This window comes from Paenibacillus sp. FSL R7-0198 (assembly GCF_038000415.1).
Classification (GTDB): Bacteria; Bacillota; Bacilli; order Paenibacillales; family Paenibacillaceae; genus Paenibacillus.
Genome location: NZ_JBBOCB010000001.1, coordinates 4,699,280 through 4,721,002, shown reverse-complemented (window position 1 = coordinate 4,721,002; position 21,723 = coordinate 4,699,280). Strand labels below are relative to the sequence as shown.

General features: G+C 48.3%; 12 protein-coding genes and 1 pseudogene. 1 reads left to right on the top strand and 12 read right to left on the bottom strand.

The features are described from left to right. Positions 1–90: 90 nt before the first annotated feature. The 5 genes from MKY87_RS20455 to MKY87_RS20435 all read right to left on the bottom strand — a co-directional run bounded on the left by MKY87_RS20455 (position 91) and on the right by MKY87_RS20435 (position 6,702). Positions 91–2,487 carry a golvesin C-terminal-like domain-containing protein gene (locus MKY87_RS20455; protein ID WP_339786097.1) on the bottom strand — a complete coding sequence of 799 codons (2,397 nt, stop codon included), beginning with the start codon at positions 2,485–2,487 and terminating at the stop codon, positions 91–93. A 17-nt stretch (positions 2,488–2,504) separates the two neighbouring features. Next, entirely contained in the window at positions 2,505–4,784 is a 2,280-nt protein-coding gene (locus MKY87_RS20450) for a discoidin domain-containing protein (protein WP_340965902.1), read from the bottom strand. Between the two features lie 111 nt (positions 4,785–4,895). Beyond that, the gene (locus tag MKY87_RS20445) at positions 4,896–5,504 is read right to left on the bottom strand and encodes a hypothetical protein (RefSeq protein ID WP_047841718.1); all 609 of its coding nucleotides are present in this window, start codon (positions 5,502–5,504) and stop codon (positions 4,896–4,898) included. Between the two features lie 30 nt (positions 5,505–5,534). Further along, positions 5,535–6,089 (bottom strand): hypothetical protein, encoded by a 555-nt coding sequence (locus MKY87_RS20440; RefSeq protein ID WP_053061450.1) that lies wholly within the window; start codon positions 6,087–6,089, stop codon positions 5,535–5,537. A 475-nt stretch (positions 6,090–6,564) separates the two neighbouring features. After that, entirely contained in the window at positions 6,565–6,702 is a 138-nt protein-coding gene (locus MKY87_RS20435; RefSeq protein WP_340967580.1) for a hypothetical protein, read from the bottom strand. On the opposite strand from MKY87_RS20435, the pseudogene MKY87_RS20430 reads away from it, so the two are divergent. Further along, a pseudogene (locus MKY87_RS20430) lies at positions 6,671–6,830 on the top strand (formate/nitrite transporter family protein); the annotation flags it as partial. The gene MKY87_RS20435 and the pseudogene MKY87_RS20430 overlap by 32 nt on opposite strands. A 263-nt stretch (positions 6,831–7,093) precedes the next feature. Here MKY87_RS20430 and MKY87_RS20425 read toward each other — a convergent pair. The 7 genes from MKY87_RS20425 to nasC form a co-directional block, all read right to left on the bottom strand. Beyond that, positions 7,094–8,080: a WXG100 family type VII secretion target gene (locus MKY87_RS20425; protein ID WP_339786102.1), complete on the bottom strand. Its 987-nt coding sequence runs from the start codon at positions 8,078–8,080 to the stop codon at positions 7,094–7,096. Between the two features lie 46 nt (positions 8,081–8,126). Continuing rightward, positions 8,127–8,591 (bottom strand): acetyltransferase, encoded by a 465-nt coding sequence (locus MKY87_RS20420; RefSeq protein ID WP_445259850.1) that lies wholly within the window; start codon positions 8,589–8,591, stop codon positions 8,127–8,129. Positions 8,592–8,743: 152 nt separating this feature from the next. Further along, positions 8,744–10,312, bottom strand: coding sequence for a glycoside hydrolase family 30 protein (locus tag MKY87_RS20415; RefSeq protein WP_339790799.1), 1,569 nt, complete (start codon positions 10,310–10,312; stop codon positions 8,744–8,746). 147 nt (positions 10,313–10,459) lie between these two features. Next, positions 10,460–13,171: a glycoside hydrolase family 3 C-terminal domain-containing protein gene (locus tag MKY87_RS20410; protein ID WP_340965900.1), complete on the bottom strand. Its 2,712-nt coding sequence runs from the start codon at positions 13,169–13,171 to the stop codon at positions 10,460–10,462. Positions 13,172–13,833: 662 nt separating this feature from the next. Next, on the bottom strand, positions 13,834–18,804 hold the full coding sequence (locus tag MKY87_RS20405) for a DUF4132 domain-containing protein (RefSeq protein ID WP_340965899.1): 4,971 nt from the start codon (positions 18,802–18,804) through the stop codon (positions 13,834–13,836). 24 nt (positions 18,805–18,828) lie between these two features. Next, on the bottom strand, positions 18,829–19,248 hold the full coding sequence (locus tag MKY87_RS20400) for a hypothetical protein (RefSeq protein ID WP_340910162.1): 420 nt from the start codon (positions 19,246–19,248) through the stop codon (positions 18,829–18,831). Positions 19,249–19,590: 342 nt separating this feature from the next. Further along, positions 19,591–21,723: an assimilatory nitrate reductase catalytic subunit NasC gene (gene nasC, locus MKY87_RS20395; protein ID WP_340967501.1), complete on the bottom strand. Its 2,133-nt coding sequence runs from the start codon at positions 21,721–21,723 to the stop codon at positions 19,591–19,593.

The window sequence follows — 21,723 nt, the reverse complement described above, 5'->3', positions numbered from 1 at the left end:
ATTTTTACGTACATTGAGGACGACCTTACCCTTCATTCTATTCCTTGCCATTGATACCACGACCATTCCATTGTATTGGAATCAAGATTATCATGCCGGATCACCCTTAACAAAGATGTCGAACTCCCCGTATCCGGTTCGTGCTGTATGAGCCGTTACGATTCGAGTAAAAAACGGCACAGCTTCATCGTAATTCAGCATCTCAGTGTAAAAGAGTGAATCCTGTGGAGTGAAGGGATCTTCTATCTTGCTTATCTCCAGATTCACCCCCTCCGGCAGAGTTTTGTTGTTCGGTGTCAGGAGCAGATTCGTTAGTGCATTAGATGTCTTGTTAGTAAGCCGTATAGGATATGTCTGCGAAATCTGACCAACAATCAGGACACCTACGTCCAAGTACCTAAGCACATCTCCAAAGTCATCGGAGTAATATTCTCCATTGACATCCGAAAACATGAGTCCCGCATACTTTCCTACAAATGTAAACGATCTGACACTTTGATCACCATAGGAGTCGATGGCTGTTACCTCTACAACATTATCCGCGTCAATATTTACCTGAGTGCTCAAGTACTGCTTCTCCCATACGATTGGAGTCTCCTTCATTTCTGCGAATGGAGGGACATACTCGAATCTGATCGCATCAGCTATAACGTAGCCATTAGCGCCATCTGAACGAATCGTTACGCTTCCTGCTGTTCCTACGCCAAATGTATAAGTTCCTAGTAGGTGCCACACCCCCCCGTTCACCTGCTGGTTAACGGCCAACGTCTCCTTGCCGCCCACAGAGCTAATATCAAGAGGAGTATTCGTAGCGCGATTATAATGACTTGGCCACATCATGTACACTTTGTATTGACCGAACACTGGGATCTCAGGGACATATGTCGCACTGGCTCCGGTGTCTTTGGCAGCGTAATGGAAGGATGCGCCACTGAAAGGTGATTGTCCTTCCGCCCACCCTGAGGTTCTAGTCCAAGAATTTACTAAAGAAAAACCTTCAACACTATCGTTTTCTATGATAATATCCTGCGGAACAATCCCCACATACGGGTATTCCTGTACTCCATTTACTGACACTCGGTACTTTACCTTATCACGGTCATTGAGGATAACTCTGACTTGGAGACCTTGTTCTTGGATCTCAATGGTGGGAAGGTCGTTGATTACATTGATCGGGGAGAACAAATAACCTGTCCTCCCATCCACTGACTCCGCGAATACCTCTACGATGTTCCCATTGCCAACCTGGTACTTCTCAGCATCGTAGAAGATGGTCTCATTTAAAGTGGAAGGATTACGGTATGCCGACCAGTCTACATCGACGCTGTTAAGAAGGACCTTGTACCGAATTGGGGAGTTATCTGGAATATCTCCGGTGATCGTGATGTCCTCCCCGCTAATAGTCGTAGGAGAGATGGTCAAGCCGTCAAGGTACAGACTGCTCCCTGTGATTCCTGCAACGTCACGTAACCGAACAATATAACTCTTACCAGATCCACCAGCACCAGAGTAATAAATTTTCCCTGGGTATCCAATATTCGATGCTCTAACTCCACCAGTGACTTCCATTGATGGGGTGTCGCCGCTCTCCTTGATGACCACTATAGTCCCGCCCGCACCTCCAGCCCCTGCTCCCGACTCACTCAATGCTGTGATACCGTCTTCTCCGTTGGCGATGAGTTTACCATCAGCTCCCACGTTCAGTTGCTTAGTAAGGATAACAATGACACCACCACCGTTCCCTCCTTTGCCGGAACTGCTACGGCCATTGTCAGATCCACCTGCACCGCCACCGCCACCAAAAGGAGCACGATACGCGCTCAGGCTTGGGTAAGCTGTACCGCCGGCACCGCCAGTAGTTCCTGCACCACCAGCGGTAGCATTCGCGCCACCTCCGCCAGGTGTACCTACGATGTATCCGTCATTGTAGTTGTTCCTACCTCCACCTCCGCCATTACCTTGCTGCGCTGTGCTTCGGGAGTTCCATCCTCCTGCGTAATACTCGCCACGCATACCGACCTGAGATAAAGCAGTGGCTGCCGCTCCCCCCCGATAACCTTTCCCCGTTACGTTGATAACGCCATCAAGATTGAGTTCTTCGCAAATAATGGGGATAATTCCTCCGGCAGCCCCCCCGACAAGATTATTACTTGTAAGAATACTACCCTTGGTGATATTAACCTGTTTGTCACTAATACATGCATGAATGGATACGGAGGTGGCATTCAAAATGTGCCCACTCTGCACAGAGACTGGAGGACGAAGCAACGTCAACTTCGTGTCATCCTCTACGTCTGTGATGTACACCAAATCGTAAAGACCCGCTTCCGTAACCGCTCCATAACGGACATGTATTAATGCCCAAGTGTTAGGATGGATAGCTACTTCACCAGTCGCAGCGACGAGAGTGATTATATTCCCCTCAATAGCCGATACCCACCGCTTCCAGTAGTTATCGTCGTACACAAAATTTCCAGAGATGTCCATTACACTGCCACCTTCCTTTAATAGTCAACTGCTATTTCAAACTCCCCAACGCCCGTATCTTCTCCTTCTCCTGCAATCATCCTGACGTAGAACGTTACAACGTCTTCTTGAGACAAGGCTTCTGAGTAAGAGATGGACGTGGAAGGTGTAAATGGTTCATTGCTTAGGGAGAACTCGATTGCTGCATCAGCGGGTAGTTCGTCCATATTCGACGTGAGAGCGAATCCCCCCAGCACGGTTCCCGTCCGGTTAATGACATTTATTGCATGTACTGCCGACGTCTCTCCGAAGGCCAGCCATCCGATGTTTAGGTAGCTAAGTACATTGCCAAGGTCATCCGAATAGAAGACTCCATTTTCATCCGAGAACATAACTCCTGAGTAGGAGCCTGTAAATGGCAGAGTAACACTCGTCTGTGCCCCATACGAATCCATAGCAAGGACCTCAACCGTATTATCCGCACCAATTACAACCTCGTTACTGTACAGCGTTCTGCCGTATACTAGTGGGGATTCAGTAAGTTCGGTGTACCCTTCATGCTCAGGATAGATGCTAACCCCATTTAGAATCACTTGGATTCTAACTCTATCCATCTCAGGATCTTCGACAACAACATCCAGTCGCATCCCTATCATTGAAGCTGTAATACTTGGCTCCACGCTTTCTAGAGCGACAGTGTACACGTACACTGACACTTTGCCGTTGCTGTTTCTTACAAACAATCTGACCGTATTCGTCCCATAACGGAGTAAGCTATTCGCTATGTCATACCTAACAGGCAGATCTCTTGGGGCTAAGTCCGTGAATCCACTTTGAGGAAATACTTGGTCATCGTTTACAGTGATTCGGTACTGTACATCCAGTCCCATGGTGTCATTAATGATTCCTGAAAGAAGTACGTCATTAGTGTGTGTAGATGTTACGTCCAGACCACCATCAAATCTTGTTGTATTCTCCATGAGAGAGAAGGTAATCGCCCCTGCTCCACCTGTACTACCAGCAGTAGCCCCTGCTCCCCCGTTAGCATTTGTGGTTCCCCTGTTAACCAGGGTTGTGTAGAAGACGTTGATCGAGCCACCTCCTGACGAACCACCGCCCCCGTTACCGCCAGCACCTCCGACCGATCCTATAGAAGAAACGGTGCCTGTATTATCAAAAATAGTTGCGTAGATGATTAGGAGACCTCCCGTCCCTGCTCCACCTACTAAACCGCCGAGAGCTGTGCCTCCTCCGTTACCTGCTCCGCCACCAACAGGACGAGAAGTTCCGTAGGTTGATGCAGCGTTACCGCCAGCACCGCCTATGTCTGAACCCGCTCCTGCCCAAGCGTTGCCACTGTAACACCATGCTCCACCGCCACCTGCTCCACCGGAATAGGATGTTCCAGTACCGCCCCTGCCTGTAATGAAAGTACCTGTATGTGGGTTTGACATTCCTCCACCACCAGATCCCCCACCGCCGGTTCTTCTTGCCGTGCCCGCTACACCTGTCCGGCCAGCGTTAGTAACCGATTGTGCTCCACCTGTAACGCTCGTACCGCCGACAGCCCCCATAGCTGGAACGTACTCAAATGACCCGTCATTGTTCTGATAAAGGTAGACGTTCTGTCCGGTTGCTATAGCTCCCTTGGCCGTCATACTTATCGTCCCTTTGTTGGTTAGCTTGCCTCCTACGTAAACGGTCATGCCCTTCTTTCTAACCCTCGGTATGAGGGTAGCGCCAGTATTGACCGTTAGGTTTTTATGGAACTTAAGCACGAGCATTTTAGAGTCAAGGGTCTCATCTCCAAATGAGTCAATCAGTTGCATAGCACCAATGGTCAGGAAATTGGTATCCCCGTTGTTGGCTGTCACATTGAGCCTATACATTTTATACAGCCCGATATTTTGAACAGGTACAGCGAAACCCTTCCAAGTATTGTCCACCCAACCTGTAACATGTTCACGGGTGTCTATCACAGTCCATTTCTCCCCATCGTCAGATGCTTCAAATGTCCAGTTTTTAGGACTACCCAGGGGTCTACCTGTCTGCCCACACAGATAGTAGAGAGACACACGTCTAGCTGTAACCATGGTCATTTGAAGCCAGCCCGTAGTATTGAACTGCGCGGTAGCCCAACAGAGTGTCCCATTAACACCGTTAACGAATGCTCTCCATGCTAGGTAGCCAGGGGATACGGTATATTCTGAACTTGCAGATGCCTTGAAGTTTACGTTGGCAGTGTTGCTGGTTAGCACGGGTACGATGTTTTCGACCCCCTGAGTATCTACTTCAAAGTCATCCAAGTAGTTGCACATCTCAATGTCTATATTCACGCCATTGACTTCAAGTACATGAGTACCATTTGGGATGTCTTCCCCCACCAAGTAGTCGTGGAGTGTAGACTTACCTGAGTAAATAGCCATTCGTTACCACCTCACATACCACATGACTTGCCCTCCCATACCCTTTCTCAGGGGAGCATCGAACTCAGCGACCTGCGTTCCGTTACGCTTAATCACCAACCTACCGTCAAGATCCGTGTCGGCTACAATCCTTACCGTCAAATTAATTGGTACGTTGTTGCACGGGACACTAATAATGGCCTTAAAGTTGAAGTTGATCCCATCAATTTTAAGGCTCTTTTTGTATCCAGTGTTGAAAGCAGTAACCCTGCTTGGGAAATTCGTATTATCTCGCTGATTAAAATTCGCCCACGCTTCCGCATCCTTGTACGTAATGATATCGTTATAAAGCTGGCTTTGACCTGTCAGGTAGTATTCTTTATCGCCTACCTTGTAGACAATCTCGTAAATCTGACCTCTTAGATGGAAGAAACCGCCAAGCACTTCGTGATAAAGTCTCATGCCGTTTCCGATAAGACCGAAGCGAATGAGCGACTCCTTTCTAATCGTGTTGAAATCTCCTCGTTTTTTCGTTTGATAGTGGTACTCAGAAAGGTGAGTACCATCGGAATACTCACCCATCCAAATATAGTCTTGATCCACAAAAGAGTATGGATTAATTTTTGTCAGCATAGGGTAACCTCCATTGCATTGGATGTTTTCTTACACGTACTGGTAAGTTATCCGAGTACGAAAATTAATTAGACCAGCCGAAGCATTACCTGGAATTCGGCAGAGGAGTTGCACTTTGACGTAGTTACCTTTGGCGTTGATTAGATCTCCGTCATTCTTGACTCCGAGCAAGCTGACTTCACCGCTCGTTGTTGTGTGTGAACCGACATTAGGTGTAAACGTACCGTCCACATTTGTCGTGCTACCGGTGGTCTTAATTGGCCGAGAAACTGCAACGTTTTCGATGGAGTCCCACCCAATTTTGTTGAATCCAGTATCTATCTCGTCAACTCTGACTTCGATCCACTGACCTTCTACCAATTCTCCGGTATTTCCGCCATTCGAGTCTTTCGTCATGATTGCCGCATTCTGCATGTCCGGTACATCTTCGAGACCCTTACGGTTGTTAAAGATCAAGAAAGTGTCAATCTCAGATGCTTGGGAAGCATCTACAACGCCAATATCCCAACGGGTAAGCTGATCTTCATCACCGTTGGTCGGCTTGTACCACGATGCCAATGGCACTGGCACTTTAACGTCAGCCATTACAATCACTCCTTATATTTGTTTGTTGACCACTTGGACTGTCCACCAGTCCACCTCAAATCCAATTGAGATAACATTCACTCGGAAGTAGTCACAATGATCACAGGTGCTATGGATGTCCTTCTCAACGTGATCACCTTTCTGAACATAGAAACACCTACTAAACTACCTCTCAATATAAGGAGTTACGGAGTGTTTTTAACACTAGCAGAGGACAGCAACGGAAAATAATTTGTCGTACCTGCTTTCGGGCGAACTTAACTCTGGTATTTCTCGCATTTTCAGGAATGTAGATCTGTCCTCCGTCGCGTAAATGAATCCAGTCGCCGCAGTTGTAAGGCAAGTGTCTACTATACTCTTGTAAACTGCATCAACCATCCGTATAGAATGATGAACGCGTTATTGTCCGGATCAGACCGCTCTATCCCCGCCAGGCAGTCCTACCTTATTAAGCTGATCCACGTTGTTCAGTTCATCAAGTCTGTCGCTGACCTGTCCGCATCATATCACCGCTGTAGAACATGCCCTCAGCAAGAATAATCTTTGTCTGCTGCAAGTCCTCAGCTACTTGATACATAGACTTGTCCAGTGTACTGAACCACTTGGGAACCATCTCGTTTGAAGGGGGGGATCCATAACCTGGTTCCTGTGACGCTCGGTAATCTGGTAGGTGGTGTGCTGCTGATGGGCTTTATGTATTATGCGGTGAACAAACCGTTTCTGGATGGAGAGACACATTAATCTCTGGCAAAAAAAGACTCCCTTCCGGCCCGTCCTTCGACCGTGGCTAATCGGTAAGGAAAACACAAAACACCCCGGCAACCTTCCCATCTCAGGGAGAAGGTCGCCGGGGTGTTTTTCTATAGGCAGGCTCACGGATAAGCCGCCTGCCCTCCACACGCATAGCCATGTGATACACAACCACATGGCTCCATGCGGTGGGTCGGCAAGCAGGCCGCAATCAGGTAGCCCTGTGTTGCCCGCTTGCCGACCCCATCCGTGGCTTAGAAGTAATCCCGCCACGGCGTATATTCAATATCGTTGTCGCCACGCGTGACCACGATCATATTTTCCATTTTGCCCGTTTCCTTATTGGTACGGTAGATCATCGTACGTGTCTCGCCTTCCTCCGGCACGGAGAACAGGAATTTGTCCGCGACGAAGGATGAACCTAGTCCTGTCGCATGTTCCGTGAAGGCAGAGCCCGTCTTGCTTGTGAGCAGCAGACCAATCCCGTAGGCTGTAGCCGTTTGTGCTGCTTTGCCAAAGAGATGCTCGCCTTGACTGGTGGTGTGCGTTTGCTCCGAATACTTATACTTTTCCGTATCTTTGGTATAGTCCACCACATTGCCCTGTTTATCCAGACTGATGGTGGTCGTTTCGCCCTTGTCGCTTTTCACCTGATACGTACCTACGATGGAATCCTCGGTAATTTTCACCGTCTTGCCCGTATTGGGGTCAGTCTGATAGATTACATCTTCATACTGAAGCCGAATGATGTTCATGCTGGCCTGAATCTGCTGCGCCAGTTCTTCGTCCCCCATCTCTTTGGCTTTCTTCAGCATTTCCTCATAGTTCTGGTATTTCTCAGCATCCTTCTCAGCCCATTCATCCATGTTCTTTGGTGGACCTGGCGTTTTGTTCAGATCATCGCCTTTATTTTTGCCCATGGTTGATAGCGCCCGCGCTGCGGTCAGCGCCGTCATAATTGCCTGGCTCACCGCCTCTTCATCTGTCGTGCGGAAACGCTCGGCAATCTTCTTAAGCTCCGATTGAATGGACAGAACCAGTTCCAGAACAGATTTCATCGTGCCTTGAGCGGTTGAATAATCGTTATAGAAGCGTTCCCGTTCCATCCCATCCCAGTTGCTCCGCATGACACTCATCTTGCCGTCCAATGTGGACATGAAGCCCGATAATTGCTGATGTGCCTGAGCGAACTGCCCACTGACCGTCTCCAGTTGTTCCGGTGTCACCTTGATCTGTGTCATCCTGCACACTCCTCATCCTGGTCATTTATATCACGTGGTCTATCCATTACGACAATCTCTCGGCCTGTTCCTGTTTGATCTCCAGATGCAACAGCGGGAACGGATTACCGGAACTATCCATTTCGGATCGTCCTGTCTGTACAAATCCCATCTTTTCATAGAATCGGGCTGCCCCAGTATTCTGCTCATTAACATCCACCTTGAGGTGACGGCCTTTGATTTTGAAGGTATGGTTTATTAGCAGACGTCCCAGACCCTGTCCGTGTTGGCTCGGATCTACAAATAACATCTCGATAAAGTTATCATCCAGACCAATAAAACCCACGGGTTGTTGCTCCGTATTCAGCGCTTCCCAAACCTCGACTTGCCTTTGTTGCAACACATCACTCACCACTTGTTTATAGAACTGAATGTGATGCTCTTCCAAAAACGTATGGGTTGCCCGCACAGCACTCTCCCAGATTCCAACCAACTTGTCATGATCCTGTTCCCGATATGCAACGACTAACATGTCCAACGTAAGCTCCTTTCTATAAAAAGTAAAAGTTATGTAAAAGCCCGATCCTGGGATCGGACTTGTTTAATACATCAAATTTGAAATAACTCTACGTTTATTTTACCATGTCCATCATTCAATCTGTACCCATAATTTCCAATCTTGAGTCAACGTTCTACCTCCGTTTTTGGCTTCCAACGGAAGGTTGCTGCCGATTGGGATGGCAGTATATATCGAAATAAATCTCCATCTATGACTACACCAAAGGAAACTTCTGCCTCGCCCGTGTTAGCTGCAACTAGCACCATCGTTCCATCCGGATTGCGGAAGGTTACGTTCTCGAGCTGGCCCTGTTCTTGCGTAGAAGCAACTCTTACGGCTCCCGGACGTACATAACGGCTGATGTGGCCTAACGCATAATACTCGACATTTCTAGTGATTTCATCACGCTCCGGGTCAATCGTCACAACCCCACGACAGTTCTCACAGCCACCGTTCGTGGGTCCACCTTGCGGATCGAGTGCGATGTTCCAGAGCAGTACATTTTTCGCCCAGTTGCGAGGTGCACCAATGATGAGATTGGACATCTGCCAGCTCAGATTCTCGCCAAAATCAGGACTCCACTCCCCACCACTACATTCGGTAAAATAGATGTTTTTGTCTGGGAAGCGCTCATGCACTTCCGACATGGCAGATGGATCACCTGCATAACAGTGAAAAGCAGATCCATCGATATAGGCAGCAGCCTGCTCATCATCAAGCACCTTACCGGTATATTCAACCGCATGATCCCAGTTATGATCATACGCGATGATTCGCGTGTCCAGTTCTGCATCCTGTAGCGCCGGGCCGAGATAATCCCGAATGAACATCGCTTGTTCTTCAGCTCCCATACTCATACTCGGATATTTATCCGAGGTGAACTCCGGTTCATTTTGCAACGTGATCCCGTAGATGGGAATGCCCTTTGTCTGATAAGCTTTGATATATTTCACAAAATATCTTGCGTACGCTTCGTACACCTGAGGATCGTTGTAATCCAGATACCAACCGTTCGTGGTCTTCTCCCCATACTTCATCCAGGCAGGGGCCGTCCACGGTGTGCCCAGTACGTTAAGATCCGGTTTCAAACCAGCTACACGCTCCAGCATATTCACGACTTCCTGATCCATTTCGATCGAAAAGTGTTCCATCTCATAGTCCGTGCCGGACTCGATATCATCATAGGTATGACTTGAAGCCGCACCTGATTCATCTACCGAATAATCGGAAGCACCAATCGTATGACGCACCATATCCATGTTCAGCCCTTCCGTCGTAAACAGTTCCTTCAGCAGTTGCTCTTGTTGTTCCTCTGGAAGCTCGTTGATCAGATGTGCCGATGAACCTGTCATCGCTGCGCCAAATCCATCCATAGTCTGATACGTCTTGTCCGGGTCAATCTGTATGGTGAACACCGAGGAAGACGTGTCTGACTCCTGCGTTGAAGAAACGGAAGAGCTTGTGTCTGCATCATGGTGATCGGTAATTGGAATGGGCTTCTGTGGTGTAAGCAGATTTTGCTGATCTCCCGTGGTTAACCAGACTTCGACCACTCTCTGCTTGTCCGCAACCGGTGGCGGTACGGGGTGTTCACCTCGGTTGAAGATAAGCCAGATTCCTATACCAACACTACAAACAGCTGCGATCAACAGGATCATCCATCGTTTGGGATGCTCTCGCCAGCGTATGTTCATCACGCTTCACTCTCCTTCCATTGTGGAAAAAGCCGCGGCCACTAGGCCACGACTCATTTTCCTAATCTATATGAATTAAAACAAACTGCATTTGACACAGATGAATTCAACGGGGAGAACAACCTTCCGAACTCCCTTATTGCACTTTTATTTACCGGACTTGCTTCCGATATTCACACTACCTGTCAGACGAATATCATCGGATGCACTACCAACATACACTTGAACCTTACCCTTAGGCATTAACCATTCATGCGATGTTTCATCCCAATAGGACAATGCGCTGCGATCCAGTTGAATGTTGACCCGTTGCTGCTTGCCTGCTTTCAGATCTACCTTCGCCCAACCAGCAAGCTGCTTCTCTGGAGTTTCAACTTTAGTTGGCAGATTGCCAACATAGACCTGTACAACTTCTGCACCGGAAACTTTACCGGTGTTACGTAAGTTCAGGGATACTTCTACGGTTGCTTTGTCGCCTTTGCCTGTGTTTTTCACATGCAGATTACGATAATTAAAATCGGTATAAGACAGTCCGTGTCCAAAGGCAAACGCCGGTGTCATGCCTTCTTTGTCATATCCTTTATACCCTACAAAGATACCCTCGGAATAGTTGCCCACCCCATTCACACCCGGGAATTGTTCCGCAGTGGATACCGGAGTTTGGGAATCATCTGATGGGAACGTCACCGGCAACTTACCGGATGGATTCACATCGCCGAACAGAACACGTGCCACTGCATTACCTTGTTCCTGACCTGCATACCAAGCCTGAACGATGGATGGCACTTCTTTTTGCCAGGAATCCATTTCAACAGCGCGACCACTCATTTGCACCACGATCGTTTTTGGATTGGCTGCTGCTACCTTGCGGATCAGCTGCTCCTGGTTATTCGGCAGCTCCAGGTCGGAACGGTCGACGTAACCTTCACTGTCATACGTACGAGTTACCACGACGGCAACATCGGATTTTTTCGCCAGATCAACTGCTTTTTGCATTTTGATATCCACAGCGTCTTCTGGAGCTTCCCAGCCAAAACGAACCTGTGCACCCATATCATGATTGGTCTGTACCGGGAAATCCGTACGATACTCAATTCGAATATTGTGGGACTCGCCTTCTTTGAATGTGATTTCTTTCTTTGTTGTACTCAGTGTTTCACCTTGATTGTCTACGAGTAACTTATCATCCACATACAGTTTCGCAGAACCTAGACTGGTCAGGGACAGTTTATATTCACCCGTTTGAGGTGCTGTGATCGCCCCTGTCCAACGAGCAGACATTTTGGCATTGAATTTCGTTGGTGTCACTGGAAGCTTGGAAGATTGTGCGTTAAAACCTTCATAGTTGTAAAATCCAAGATTCATGTTGACCTGATTATCTGTACGGACCAGAGAAGGGTTACCCTCCATATCTTTATTCGTCCAGTATTCAGCACGCAGACCATATTCCGCACGATCTGTACCATAGTCTCTTTCACTTTCCTGAGCATCCGCTGGTGATAAAAGAGTAGAAGGTACGGCGGATGGTCCATTAAATGCATCTCCTGCGGAGATAGGATCGGTTCCGGCAGCATATTTTACATCCACACCGTTACCAGCACGGTTACGAATGCCTTGAAGCGGACTTACAGTATACGTCGGATTAACCAGACTGCTACCTCCACCAGCAGCAGATGCGTTATCTGCATCCGGTCCGATGACAGCGATGGATTTCACGTTATTCTTGGACAGCGGCAGTACATTATCGTTGTTTTGCAAAAGAACCATGCTCTCTTCTGCAATTTCACGTGCCTGTTTGCCGTCTTTCTTGGCATTGATTTGTGTATTCGTTACAGGGTTATCGAACAGCCCTTTATCGAACATTTGAAGCAAAATGCGTCTAACCTTCTCATCAATGGTTTGCTCGCTGACTTCGCCATTGTTCACGGCTTCCAGCAATTTGTCTCCCCATTTGCCATACGGCTCTCCAGGTGTCTCCAGATCCAGACCCGCATTGGCGGATTTGGCTGTGCTGAAGTTTGCACCGTAGTCACTCATAACAAACCCTTCGAAGCCAAACTGATCCCGAAGGACATCGGTCAGCATCTCCTTGTTCTCACAAGCATATGTACCGTTCACCTGGTTAAATGAACACATTGCCGAACCGAGATCCGCTTTTTCAACCATCGCTTGGAATGGACGTGCATAGACTTCCTGAATGGCACGTTCGCTGGCTGTTGCATTGGTGGTGAAACGCTCCGTCTCCTGGTTGTTCAGGATGTAGTGCTTCGCTGTAGCGATAACCGGATTGCTTTGAATCCCGTTCACATACGCTGCACCCATGCCGGAAGCCAGCAATGGATCTTCCCCGAGCGATTCAAAGTTCCGGGAACCCCATGGTGTACGTGCAATATCAAGCCCAGGACCAAGCACTACATTATGTGTTGTATCATGTGCTTCCTGACCGATCAGATCGCCATATTTCTTGGCCAGATTGGTATCCCAGGAAGCGGCAAGCGCGATGGGTGCAGGCAGTGCCGTGGACTTTTTGTCCTGCACATCCGGGTTAGCCACACGTACCCCTGCAGGTCCGTCTGCCATCTGTAATGCCGGAATGCCGAGGCGCTCCAATCCATCATTATAGAAACCATAATAGTTATTTACTTTACCGGTTACGAATCCAACTTTCTCCTCCAGCGTCATCTCCTTGAGCAGCAGCTCGGTGCGTTCCTCCGCAGACAAGGATTTGTTCATCCAAGGACGATTGGCCCCAGATTCCGCCTCCGCGGCGAAGGCGTGCAGCGGCATAGCCGCAACCGCCACGATGATTAATAACATAAACCATCGTTTGAGGAAAATCAGATTGAGTCTTCTGTTCATGTTGTAAGCTCTCCTTCTCTCTTGATCATTTTTCTTGTGCACATATTGAATACATGTATACAAGGGAATGCAAACTGGCTTGATCCCAGTCTTTCAAGCATTCAGGTTGTCCTGCACATGGCTTCTGAAACTGCAGCCTGCAAGCAAGTCAGCAGATTTCGCTTCCTAACGATAGCCGACATGATCATGAATTACATCCCCTTAAATTTGGTAAATGACCGATTAGAACAAGCCTAGTTCTTTGGAATCACCATATTGACAATTCAGATAACAAAACAAGAAAACGAATTATTTACATTTCCGTAACTACTTTCGAACAAATTCTTTACTTTTAAAAACAGTCGGTTCGACCCACTCCCGATCAACCAATTAATGCAATTAATTATCAGATTAAGGAATATGTCGACACACTCTGGGTCCTAAGTCTATTTGAAAACGGAACCAATCCGGTCCATTGAAATATCCAAAAATATAAAAGCAACTGAGGTCCCTTTTAACAGGTTCTTCAGCTGCCTTTATGTTGGAATTGCTCCATATTGTCCACTTTCCGTCCATGATTCTTGTTCTACACTCGTTATATTGAGATTCGAAGTTACATTAAAATCGGAGTAGCAAATAAAAAACCGCCCCAAGAGGGGCGGCTCACTTCTGTTCAATCACTTCTAGTTCTGTAATTGTGCAAGAATCTGCGGGTCCTTGATCTTTTTATCTTCGGCGAGCAACATCACCTTGGACAAAATCTCAGCTGTTCTCGGATCTTCATCCAGGAATGGCAGGAAGATTCGACCCCGATGCTGACTGTGCACCGGAACAATATGAAGTGCACCTGTAGCTTGTTTGAACACATTACCACTCCCCAGATGAACAGCATACTCACCCAATTCACCATCAATTCGTGCGTAATTCCCGTCCAAACGTACATTGTCGATCTTCAGCAGACGCAACGACTCGTTCACAATGACGTGACGCATCTCGATTGTTGTCAGGCTGGCTTCCGGATCTACGCCTCCCACATGTGCAACGCTGACCACCAGATCGATATCACGCATAACTTCCGAGAAGAACGTCAGCGGCACATCTTGCAGCGCTACAGGTTTGTAGCTCTTACGATCGTAGAACTGCACCGTCTCCAAGGTAGGTGCCTCCGTATCTGCTGGTGAGAACCAATCTGCCATGGCATAGAGATTCGCAATCAGATTGTGCTCGTAACTTACCTTCTGCAGACCTTCTTCATAACTGACAGTCCATTGGCGTCCTTTAAGCAGAGCTACTGCTTTTTTCGGTTGAATCTGATACCCGGCGTATCGACGAGACACCGTACCATTAGCCAATTCGTCCTCGTTAGGAAGATACAGCTCACGGAATACCTGCTTGAACGGCTGACGCTCCTGACGGGTGAACAGATCCCGCTGGAATTCACTCCAGCTTCCGCTCTGATACAGATGAAGCGGATGAGCAATCAACAGTTGATCCTGTTCCGATAGTGTATGGTTCGTACCCTCCGGCCCTGGAGCAATCAAACCATTGGATGATACATCGAATCGTCCCGTCTTGTCACCTGACTGGAATATAAGCGTTCTTACCAGCGGATGTATAACCGGATTTTGCATCAGACTGGCAATTTCCTCACGTGTAAAGGATGTTCCAGCAGTCATCGAACGTTCCAGCTCCTGTCGTGCCCGGCGATACTGATCCACCAGATCCGATTTGAGCTCTTTCAGTTCAGCGATATATCCATCTTTTTTGAACCGGGCAGGTACAGATTTGAGTGTCTTGCCTTTGCTAACGATAACCATCTCAGGTTGGCCTTCCTCATCAATGACCAATTGTGCTGTCGTGTCAGCATCCAATGCATGAGGTTCAAAGAAAGATTTCATCTCATCCAACTTACGTGCTTCCATGTCCCACATCAGCCGCGTAACATCGGCATAACCTGCATTACGAGCAAGATTGCCCAGTGCAATCTGTGATGCCACACCTTCACTGGCACGGCGTTGTGCACCGAATTGTTTGCTCTGCATCAGGAACTTCTGAATGAAGTCGTATCGCTCACGCAGATCCTGTTCGCGATTTACAGCGAATGGAATCAAACTGTAGGTTAACAAATGATCCTTGTTTCGCTTGTCTGACACGGACTCACGCATATCGTCCAGTCGAAGCTTACCCAGTGCAGCATCTGCGAACAATTGGGATCTGCGGTGGTTGGATCCCCCGGAAATGTACTTGGCGCAATCGTATAACAGATTGAACCGTTCCTCACCGACAGCAGCATAGGCTTCTTCGAACCACGCGATATCAAACGCACCTTCATTGAAGTCTTGTGGTGAGATTGGAGAATAGTGGGCCACGATGGTTTCTTTCTCCGCAGTAAAGCGTTCATTGATATGAGCATGGAAGTACCAAGCTGCACTGCGAAGACCTTCCCATCCCAGATGTTTTGCAACAATCTCCATCCACTGTGGTGCATACATGGCTGCTTCCAGCAATTTTTTCTCATTCACCGGATACTTCTGGAGCAATTCCCCAAGACGCTTCTCATCTTCTCCATCCCGTGGATGACAATTCTGAATTAGATAGCTAAACGTCTCTTTACGTGTTGTGTTGTCCCCATAACTGTAGATATATCCACGGACAAATGTATCCTGATCCATCGCCGAGACCAGATGTACCCAGTGTTCCATGCCTTCAATTCGTTCCAGTTTCATGGCAAGTGTACTTACTTCTGTAGAGAGTTCTCCCCGGGTCAGCTCGATCTCCAGAATCCGATTAACGACCGTATCCCGTAAATGAATCAGCTTGGGATCACTTGCGATCACTTCTGTACGAGTGGATGTTAAGTCCCGAATAAACATCAGACGATTCCCACCGACCAGAACCTGTCGATATATCTCCTGTTCATCAATCAGGTTCAGCTGGTACGCGCGCAGGAAATCTTCAAGTGACAGCAAGGACAACGGTTGACTATTTTCTACAAGACTGGCGAACTGGTAGGCTGTCTGGAAGAAACGTTTGAAGCTGTTATCGTCATGGATTTTGCCACGAACCACATAATTCCAAGGTCCAGTCAGAATATGAAGCATGCCTGACTCTTTCTCGAGTCGATCAGCAGGCATACTCGCGATGATGGAGGCCCAGGTTTTCTCAGCTATTTCAAACGTGTCGATCGGATCGCTATCCAGAAATGCCGCCGATATCAGTGCCACTACCTGATCCTTATACGTTAACGAATCCAGCATCTGCTGTAGCTTTTCGATGTCATCCAGAGGATAGATCTGGTCGGCAAACGACTTGCGCCAGCCTTCCAATAATGGAATCTTTTGCAGTTCATCATAGCCATACTGATCATGGAAGTAACTGTAATGGTCACTCAATTTGCCATTGAAATCCCGGAGCTGTATAACCATGTATAGCTGCATCAGTTCCACACTGCTAAACCCAGCATGTTGAATAAAGTTTTCCCATATCTCATGTAGCGGGAACTGTTCCATCTGCTTCATTTCATTCCGCTCTCCATACGGAACCTTGGAGCGAAGACTCGCTCCGACTAACAACGTGTCTTTGTAGCCAGCATAGTACTCCACTTCATACTCATGATCCCTGTGTTCATGCACTAATTCATCGAGCCCCTGCAGGAATGGTCTGGTCTTATCCAGAGAAAGTGTAAAGATATCCTTCGGACTGTGGCCTTTGAGGTCACGCTTCTCATCCAGCAATGGCTCACGTCGCTTCGGATCGAATAAATTAAACCCATTAGCGGCCGTATAGCGACTCCCCTGATCCGTCAGCTTGTCGAGCAACTTCTGTTCCTTCGCGGTTGGCGTCTCAATCAGCTGTGCCAATGGCTGCAATTGCTCCTGCTGATCTGCCCGATCCGGATCTGCCGCAATCTCGGTCAACAATTCGAGCGCGCCTAGACGCTGCAACTCACTCTTGGCCTGCAAAAGTCGCTTCAGTGAAACCGTCAATTGGTCCACGGGTTGTAGTAACAATACATGGATGACCTTCTGACGAAGTGAGCCTGTCTTGAGCTTCATCAGCGCCTCCATCTGTTTCATCTCTTCAACCGTCAACGTGAGCTGCTTCGCCTTGGAGAGCGCACTTTCCCTATTACTGATGCTTTTATCAGACAAACTCTCAAACACAAACTGTCTTTGCACCTCATTATCGGGATGCTGAACAAACTGGGACAACAGTTCCCCGCGCAGTTCTGGGCTCAAACGGTCCTTGATTGCGATGACTTCGCCGATCCATTCCGGGTCCATATCATAAGCGGCCAGATATAACATTTTCTTCACTACATCATCTGTATCAATCCGGTAGTGAACATACTCAAGTACACCCGATGGTCCACCTGATCCGCCTTTTGGAATGACAGCCAACATCTGTTTGAATTGATCAAAGTCCTGACGTCTCAATGCCTTATCTTCAAGCGCAGGCAATGGCCACACGTAGACACTACGCTGATTCTCTCCATTCTCGAAACTCCAGTTGTACATATACATGGCATCATAGTTGGTCACAATCCAGTGCATCAACTCGGTATCCTGCGCCTCCAGATAACGACGTGCAATGTGCAAACGAAGCTCTCTGTTCTGGCTGTTAGCCAGTACGTATTGGGCAACAATCTTCTGATATAATTGGCCTTGATCCATAATCTCGATGATCTTGCTCGTCAGTTCATTCTCTTCAATGACCGCTGTCGCCCACAGGCTGATAAAGAGCTTGTTGGCGTTCGCTTCCTGCTGCCAGGATTCGCGCACTTCTGGTTGCACAAGCGCCTCATACGCCTGTTCAATCAGCTGTGCAGCAACACGCTGATTGGCTGCTTCTATGCCAATTCCCGTCCATACGGCGAGTGCTCTTACCACCGAACTGAAACGGATCAGGTTGTTGTCGATGATGATTTTTAATATGTAAATATAGGCTTCCAGTGTTCCTTCATCCATCCGCTCCACAATGCTTTGGCGCAGCCCTTCCTGCAACCTTGCTGCAACGAGCAACTCACCCACCATCTGATAGGCATCTGCCTGATCGCTCATGAATATACCTTTGATCATTTCATGGGTTAACAACGCCGTCTGATTGTCACCATAGATAATATCGTGCAGTGCCTGCTTCATATCTCCACCCTGATGATCCAGTTCATAAGCGATACAATCGGCCAGGACCCAACGGATCTCATGCAGATAATCCAGCTTGTACTCACGTAGTGACACATATTCTTCCAAGGAGAAATTTTTCATTTCCATACGGAACAATCCCATCAGTTTACGGATGACTTGTTCTACATGCTGCTCCGGATCGGATGTGCGGAAAGGCCGGCGTTCATAGTTGTTACTGTATGGGAAACGAGTCGCACGCTCTGCGATATAACGGAATCGTGCAACCAATGACTCGCTCGCCAGATGCTCGAGTACATCCAATAGTGGCTGGAATAATGGTTTCTGCGTTTCTGCAGCCAGCCTTCCAAGCAGCTTATCAGTATTCAAAAACATCTTTTCATCTCCACGCAAATAGGTAGACCCGGCGATCTCCACAACATAGCCTGCCAGCTCAAGCTGTACCCCTGTTAATGACTTGGCTCTTTCCTGCAATTCATCCATATACACCTGTACTTGATCTTCCTGATTCATCCTGTTCTCCTCCTTCATCGCTCTCTACCACAGACGTCCGGCAAGCATTGTAAAACGAATAAATACCACGTTATCTCCGTCTTTTACAACAAGTGACTCATCCAGCTCCTGCAATTCATCATCGTTGAGAAATACTTTATATAACCCATCCTCATAGGCGGTTATAGCTGTCTCCATCGCAACATTCAGATCAGGAACACCCTCATTGTATACTGCGCCAAATCCGACTTTCCCCGCCGCTCCTTGCGCCTTAATATCATCCGGCATCAGGTAGGCGAGCAATTCTGCCTGTTGCTTCTTGTCCTGAAGGACTTTCACTTGCAGAGCCACCATGTTCTCAATGAGCTGCCTTAACGTATGAGTTGTTTCCGGAAGTTCGGCAGCTTGCTTGGCAAGTACCGGCTTGCGCTTACCCAGACTCTTTACTGTTATCCATACGTTCACTGTCTTGCCCCCTCTGGTCCTGCCCTATTTGAAGAAGCTTCCATAAGCCCCGATATCTATACCACGATGCGTAATAACCTAAACTCGGAATGACGATCTGTCTCAAAATAAAATCAAAAATACGTACATATGTACCCCTAATGAACATCATAACTAAAATTCAAGCCATATTCATGAGCCAATCCTCATGTTTACGTGGAACCACGGAACTATGACCTACTTGCGTACATATACGCAAAAAAAGCCGCCCGGTCTCATATAACTATGGGACTGGGTGGCTGCTTAGCTACCATTAGAACAGCTTATAACACCTGGAAACCTGTAATCTGAAACCTGTCTGAATCATCTGACCAATCGCAACGGTCGAATGTTTACTGCCGTCGTCTTGAATCCAGGCATACGGCAGAACGGATCTAGCTCTGGTCTGGTGGCCCGGTTCACATTCTGAATGCCGCCCCAATGCATTGGCACAAACAAGGTATCCTCCCGAATCGAATCTTTGATGCGCGAACGAACCGTGAAGCTTCCGTACACCGATTGAATCTCGACCCACTCTCCATCGTGAATACGATAACGGGCAGCGGTAGTCGGGTGAAGTTCAACAAAGTTCTCCAACTCACGGGCTGCAAGAGCCGGGCTGCGATGTGTCTGCACCCCTGTAAGATAATGAGGAAGCACACGGCCATTGGTCAGAATTATAGGGAATTCCGGTGATACATCATTCCAGCCCGGGCTGGATTCGAATGTGAATGCCGCTTTACCGTCCGGGTGAGCGAATCGTTCACCGAACAGCAGTCCTTCTCCCTGCTCCTCCAGGGCAGGACACGGCCAGTATACCCCTTTTTCGTCACGCAAACGCTCATAGGTAATGCCATAGTAATCAGCCACTCCGCCACGACTCGCCACCCGAAGCTCATTAAAGATATCCTCAGCAGTGTCATATTCAAAATAAGAAGCTTTACCCAATTGTGCGGCAATCCGGCATAATATATCCCAATCATCGAGCGTTTCTCCCGGCGCAGGCCGCCCCTGTTCGCGGAGCAGAACACGCCCCTCCAGATTGGTCAGTGTACCTTCATTCTCCATATAAGATGTAACCGGGAGAACCAGATCAGCCATTCGCGCTGTCTCGGACAGAAACATGTCTGCCACGATCAGAAAGTCCAGCTTGCGCAGACCTTCTTCCACCAAACGCACATTGGGATTGGATACGACCGGGTTGGAGCCCATTACAAGCAACGCCCGAATCTCCTGATCATGGACCTTCTCCATCATCTCGTAGGCGGATACCCCTTTGCCTGGCAAACTTGCAGGGTCCACACCCCAGACGGATGCCACATAGGCACGATCGGCTTCATTTTCAATCGATCGATAACCCGGCAGCTGGTCAGCCTTCTGCCCATGCTCCCGTCCACCTTGCCCGTTCCCCTGACCTGTGATGGCACCGTATCCACAGCCTACTCGGCCAATTTTGCCAGTCGCTAATACCAGGTTGAGAAAGTGCCTGACGGCCATATGCCCATCCGTCTGCTGCTCCACACCACGCGCTGTCATGATCATACCTGTCTCTGCCTCACCATAGGTTATCGCCGCCTGACGAATCAGGGCCAGATCAACCCCACATGCTTGTGCCGCCTGTTCGAGCTGCAGATCAGCCAATCCTTGCATTAATTGCTCGTATCCATGCGTTCGTTCGCCTATAAATTGAGGGGCCACCAATCCGGCATCCATAATCACCTTCAACAGGGTATCCGCCAACAAGGCATCCATGCCAGGTTTCACCTGCAAGTGAAGATCTGCAATGGCTGCGGTTGCCGTCTTACGTGGATCAATAACGATAATGAATGCTCCGTTCTCCTTGGCCTGATTGAAGTAGGGCAACAGGGTAGGTTGGCATTCCGCAATATTGGTACCTGCGAGTATTATGCAACCTGCCTTGGGAATATCGGACAGACGGAACGTCAATCCACGGTCCATCCCAAACACTTTGCTGCCAGCTGAGGCTGCGGCTGACATGCAGAACCGTCCATTATAGTCGATATACTTCGTCCCCAAAGCAACCCTGGCGAATTTGCCGAGCAGATAGGCTGTCTCATTGGTCAAAGATCCGCCTCCGTATACTCCGACCGTATCTGCTCCGTAAGAATCTTTCAAGATCTGAAACCGCTCTGCGATGGTCTGAATGGCCTCTTCCCAGGAACAGGGTTCAAGCTCGCCATTGCGCCGAATCAGCGGATGCATTAACCGTTGACCACTGAGCGCATGTTGATGAGCATTCATCCCCTTGACACACAACCTGCCCTGAGAGGCTTCATTGGGAACACCCTGAACCGTATACTCACCACGACGCTGGCCCGCAACAGGTGCAGCCAGTTCTTCAACAGTCATCTTGCATTGCACACTGCAATACGGACACTGGGTTTCCTTTACATAGAGCTTGGAGGCTGTTGGTTCTGAACTCACGGATAATCCCAT

Coding starts and splice junctions, on each gene's coding strand:
- MKY87_RS20440 (WP_053061450.1), bottom strand. CDS start 6,089: ATGGCTGACGTTAAAGTGCCAGTGCCATTGGCATCGTGGTACAAGCCG.
- MKY87_RS20455 (WP_339786097.1), bottom strand. CDS start 2,487: ATGGACATCTCTGGAAATTTTGTGTACGACGATAACTACTGGAAGCGG.
- MKY87_RS20420 (WP_445259850.1), bottom strand. CDS start 8,591: ATGTTAGTCGTTGCATATCGGGAACAGGATCATGACAAGTTGGTTGGA.
- nasC (WP_340967501.1), bottom strand. CDS start 21,723: ATGGGATTATCCGTGAGTTCAGAACCAACAGCCTCCAAGCTCTATGTA.
- MKY87_RS20450 (WP_340965902.1), bottom strand. CDS start 4,784: ATGTGCAACTACTTGGATGACTTTGAAGTAGATACTCAGGGGGTCGAA.
- MKY87_RS20435 (WP_340967580.1), bottom strand. CDS start 6,702: ATGGTTCCCAAGTGGTTCAGTACACTGGACAAGTCTATGTATCAAGTA.
- MKY87_RS20405 (WP_340965899.1), bottom strand. CDS start 18,804: ATGAATCAGGAAGATCAAGTACAGGTGTATATGGATGAATTGCAGGAA.
- MKY87_RS20445 (WP_047841718.1), bottom strand. CDS start 5,504: ATGCTGACAAAAATTAATCCATACTCTTTTGTGGATCAAGACTATATT.
- MKY87_RS20410 (WP_340965900.1), bottom strand. CDS start 13,171: ATGAACAGAAGACTCAATCTGATTTTCCTCAAACGATGGTTTATGTTA.
- MKY87_RS20415 (WP_339790799.1), bottom strand. CDS start 10,312: ATGAACATACGCTGGCGAGAGCATCCCAAACGATGGATGATCCTGTTG.
- MKY87_RS20425 (WP_339786102.1), bottom strand. CDS start 8,080: ATGACACAGATCAAGGTGACACCGGAACAACTGGAGACGGTCAGTGGG.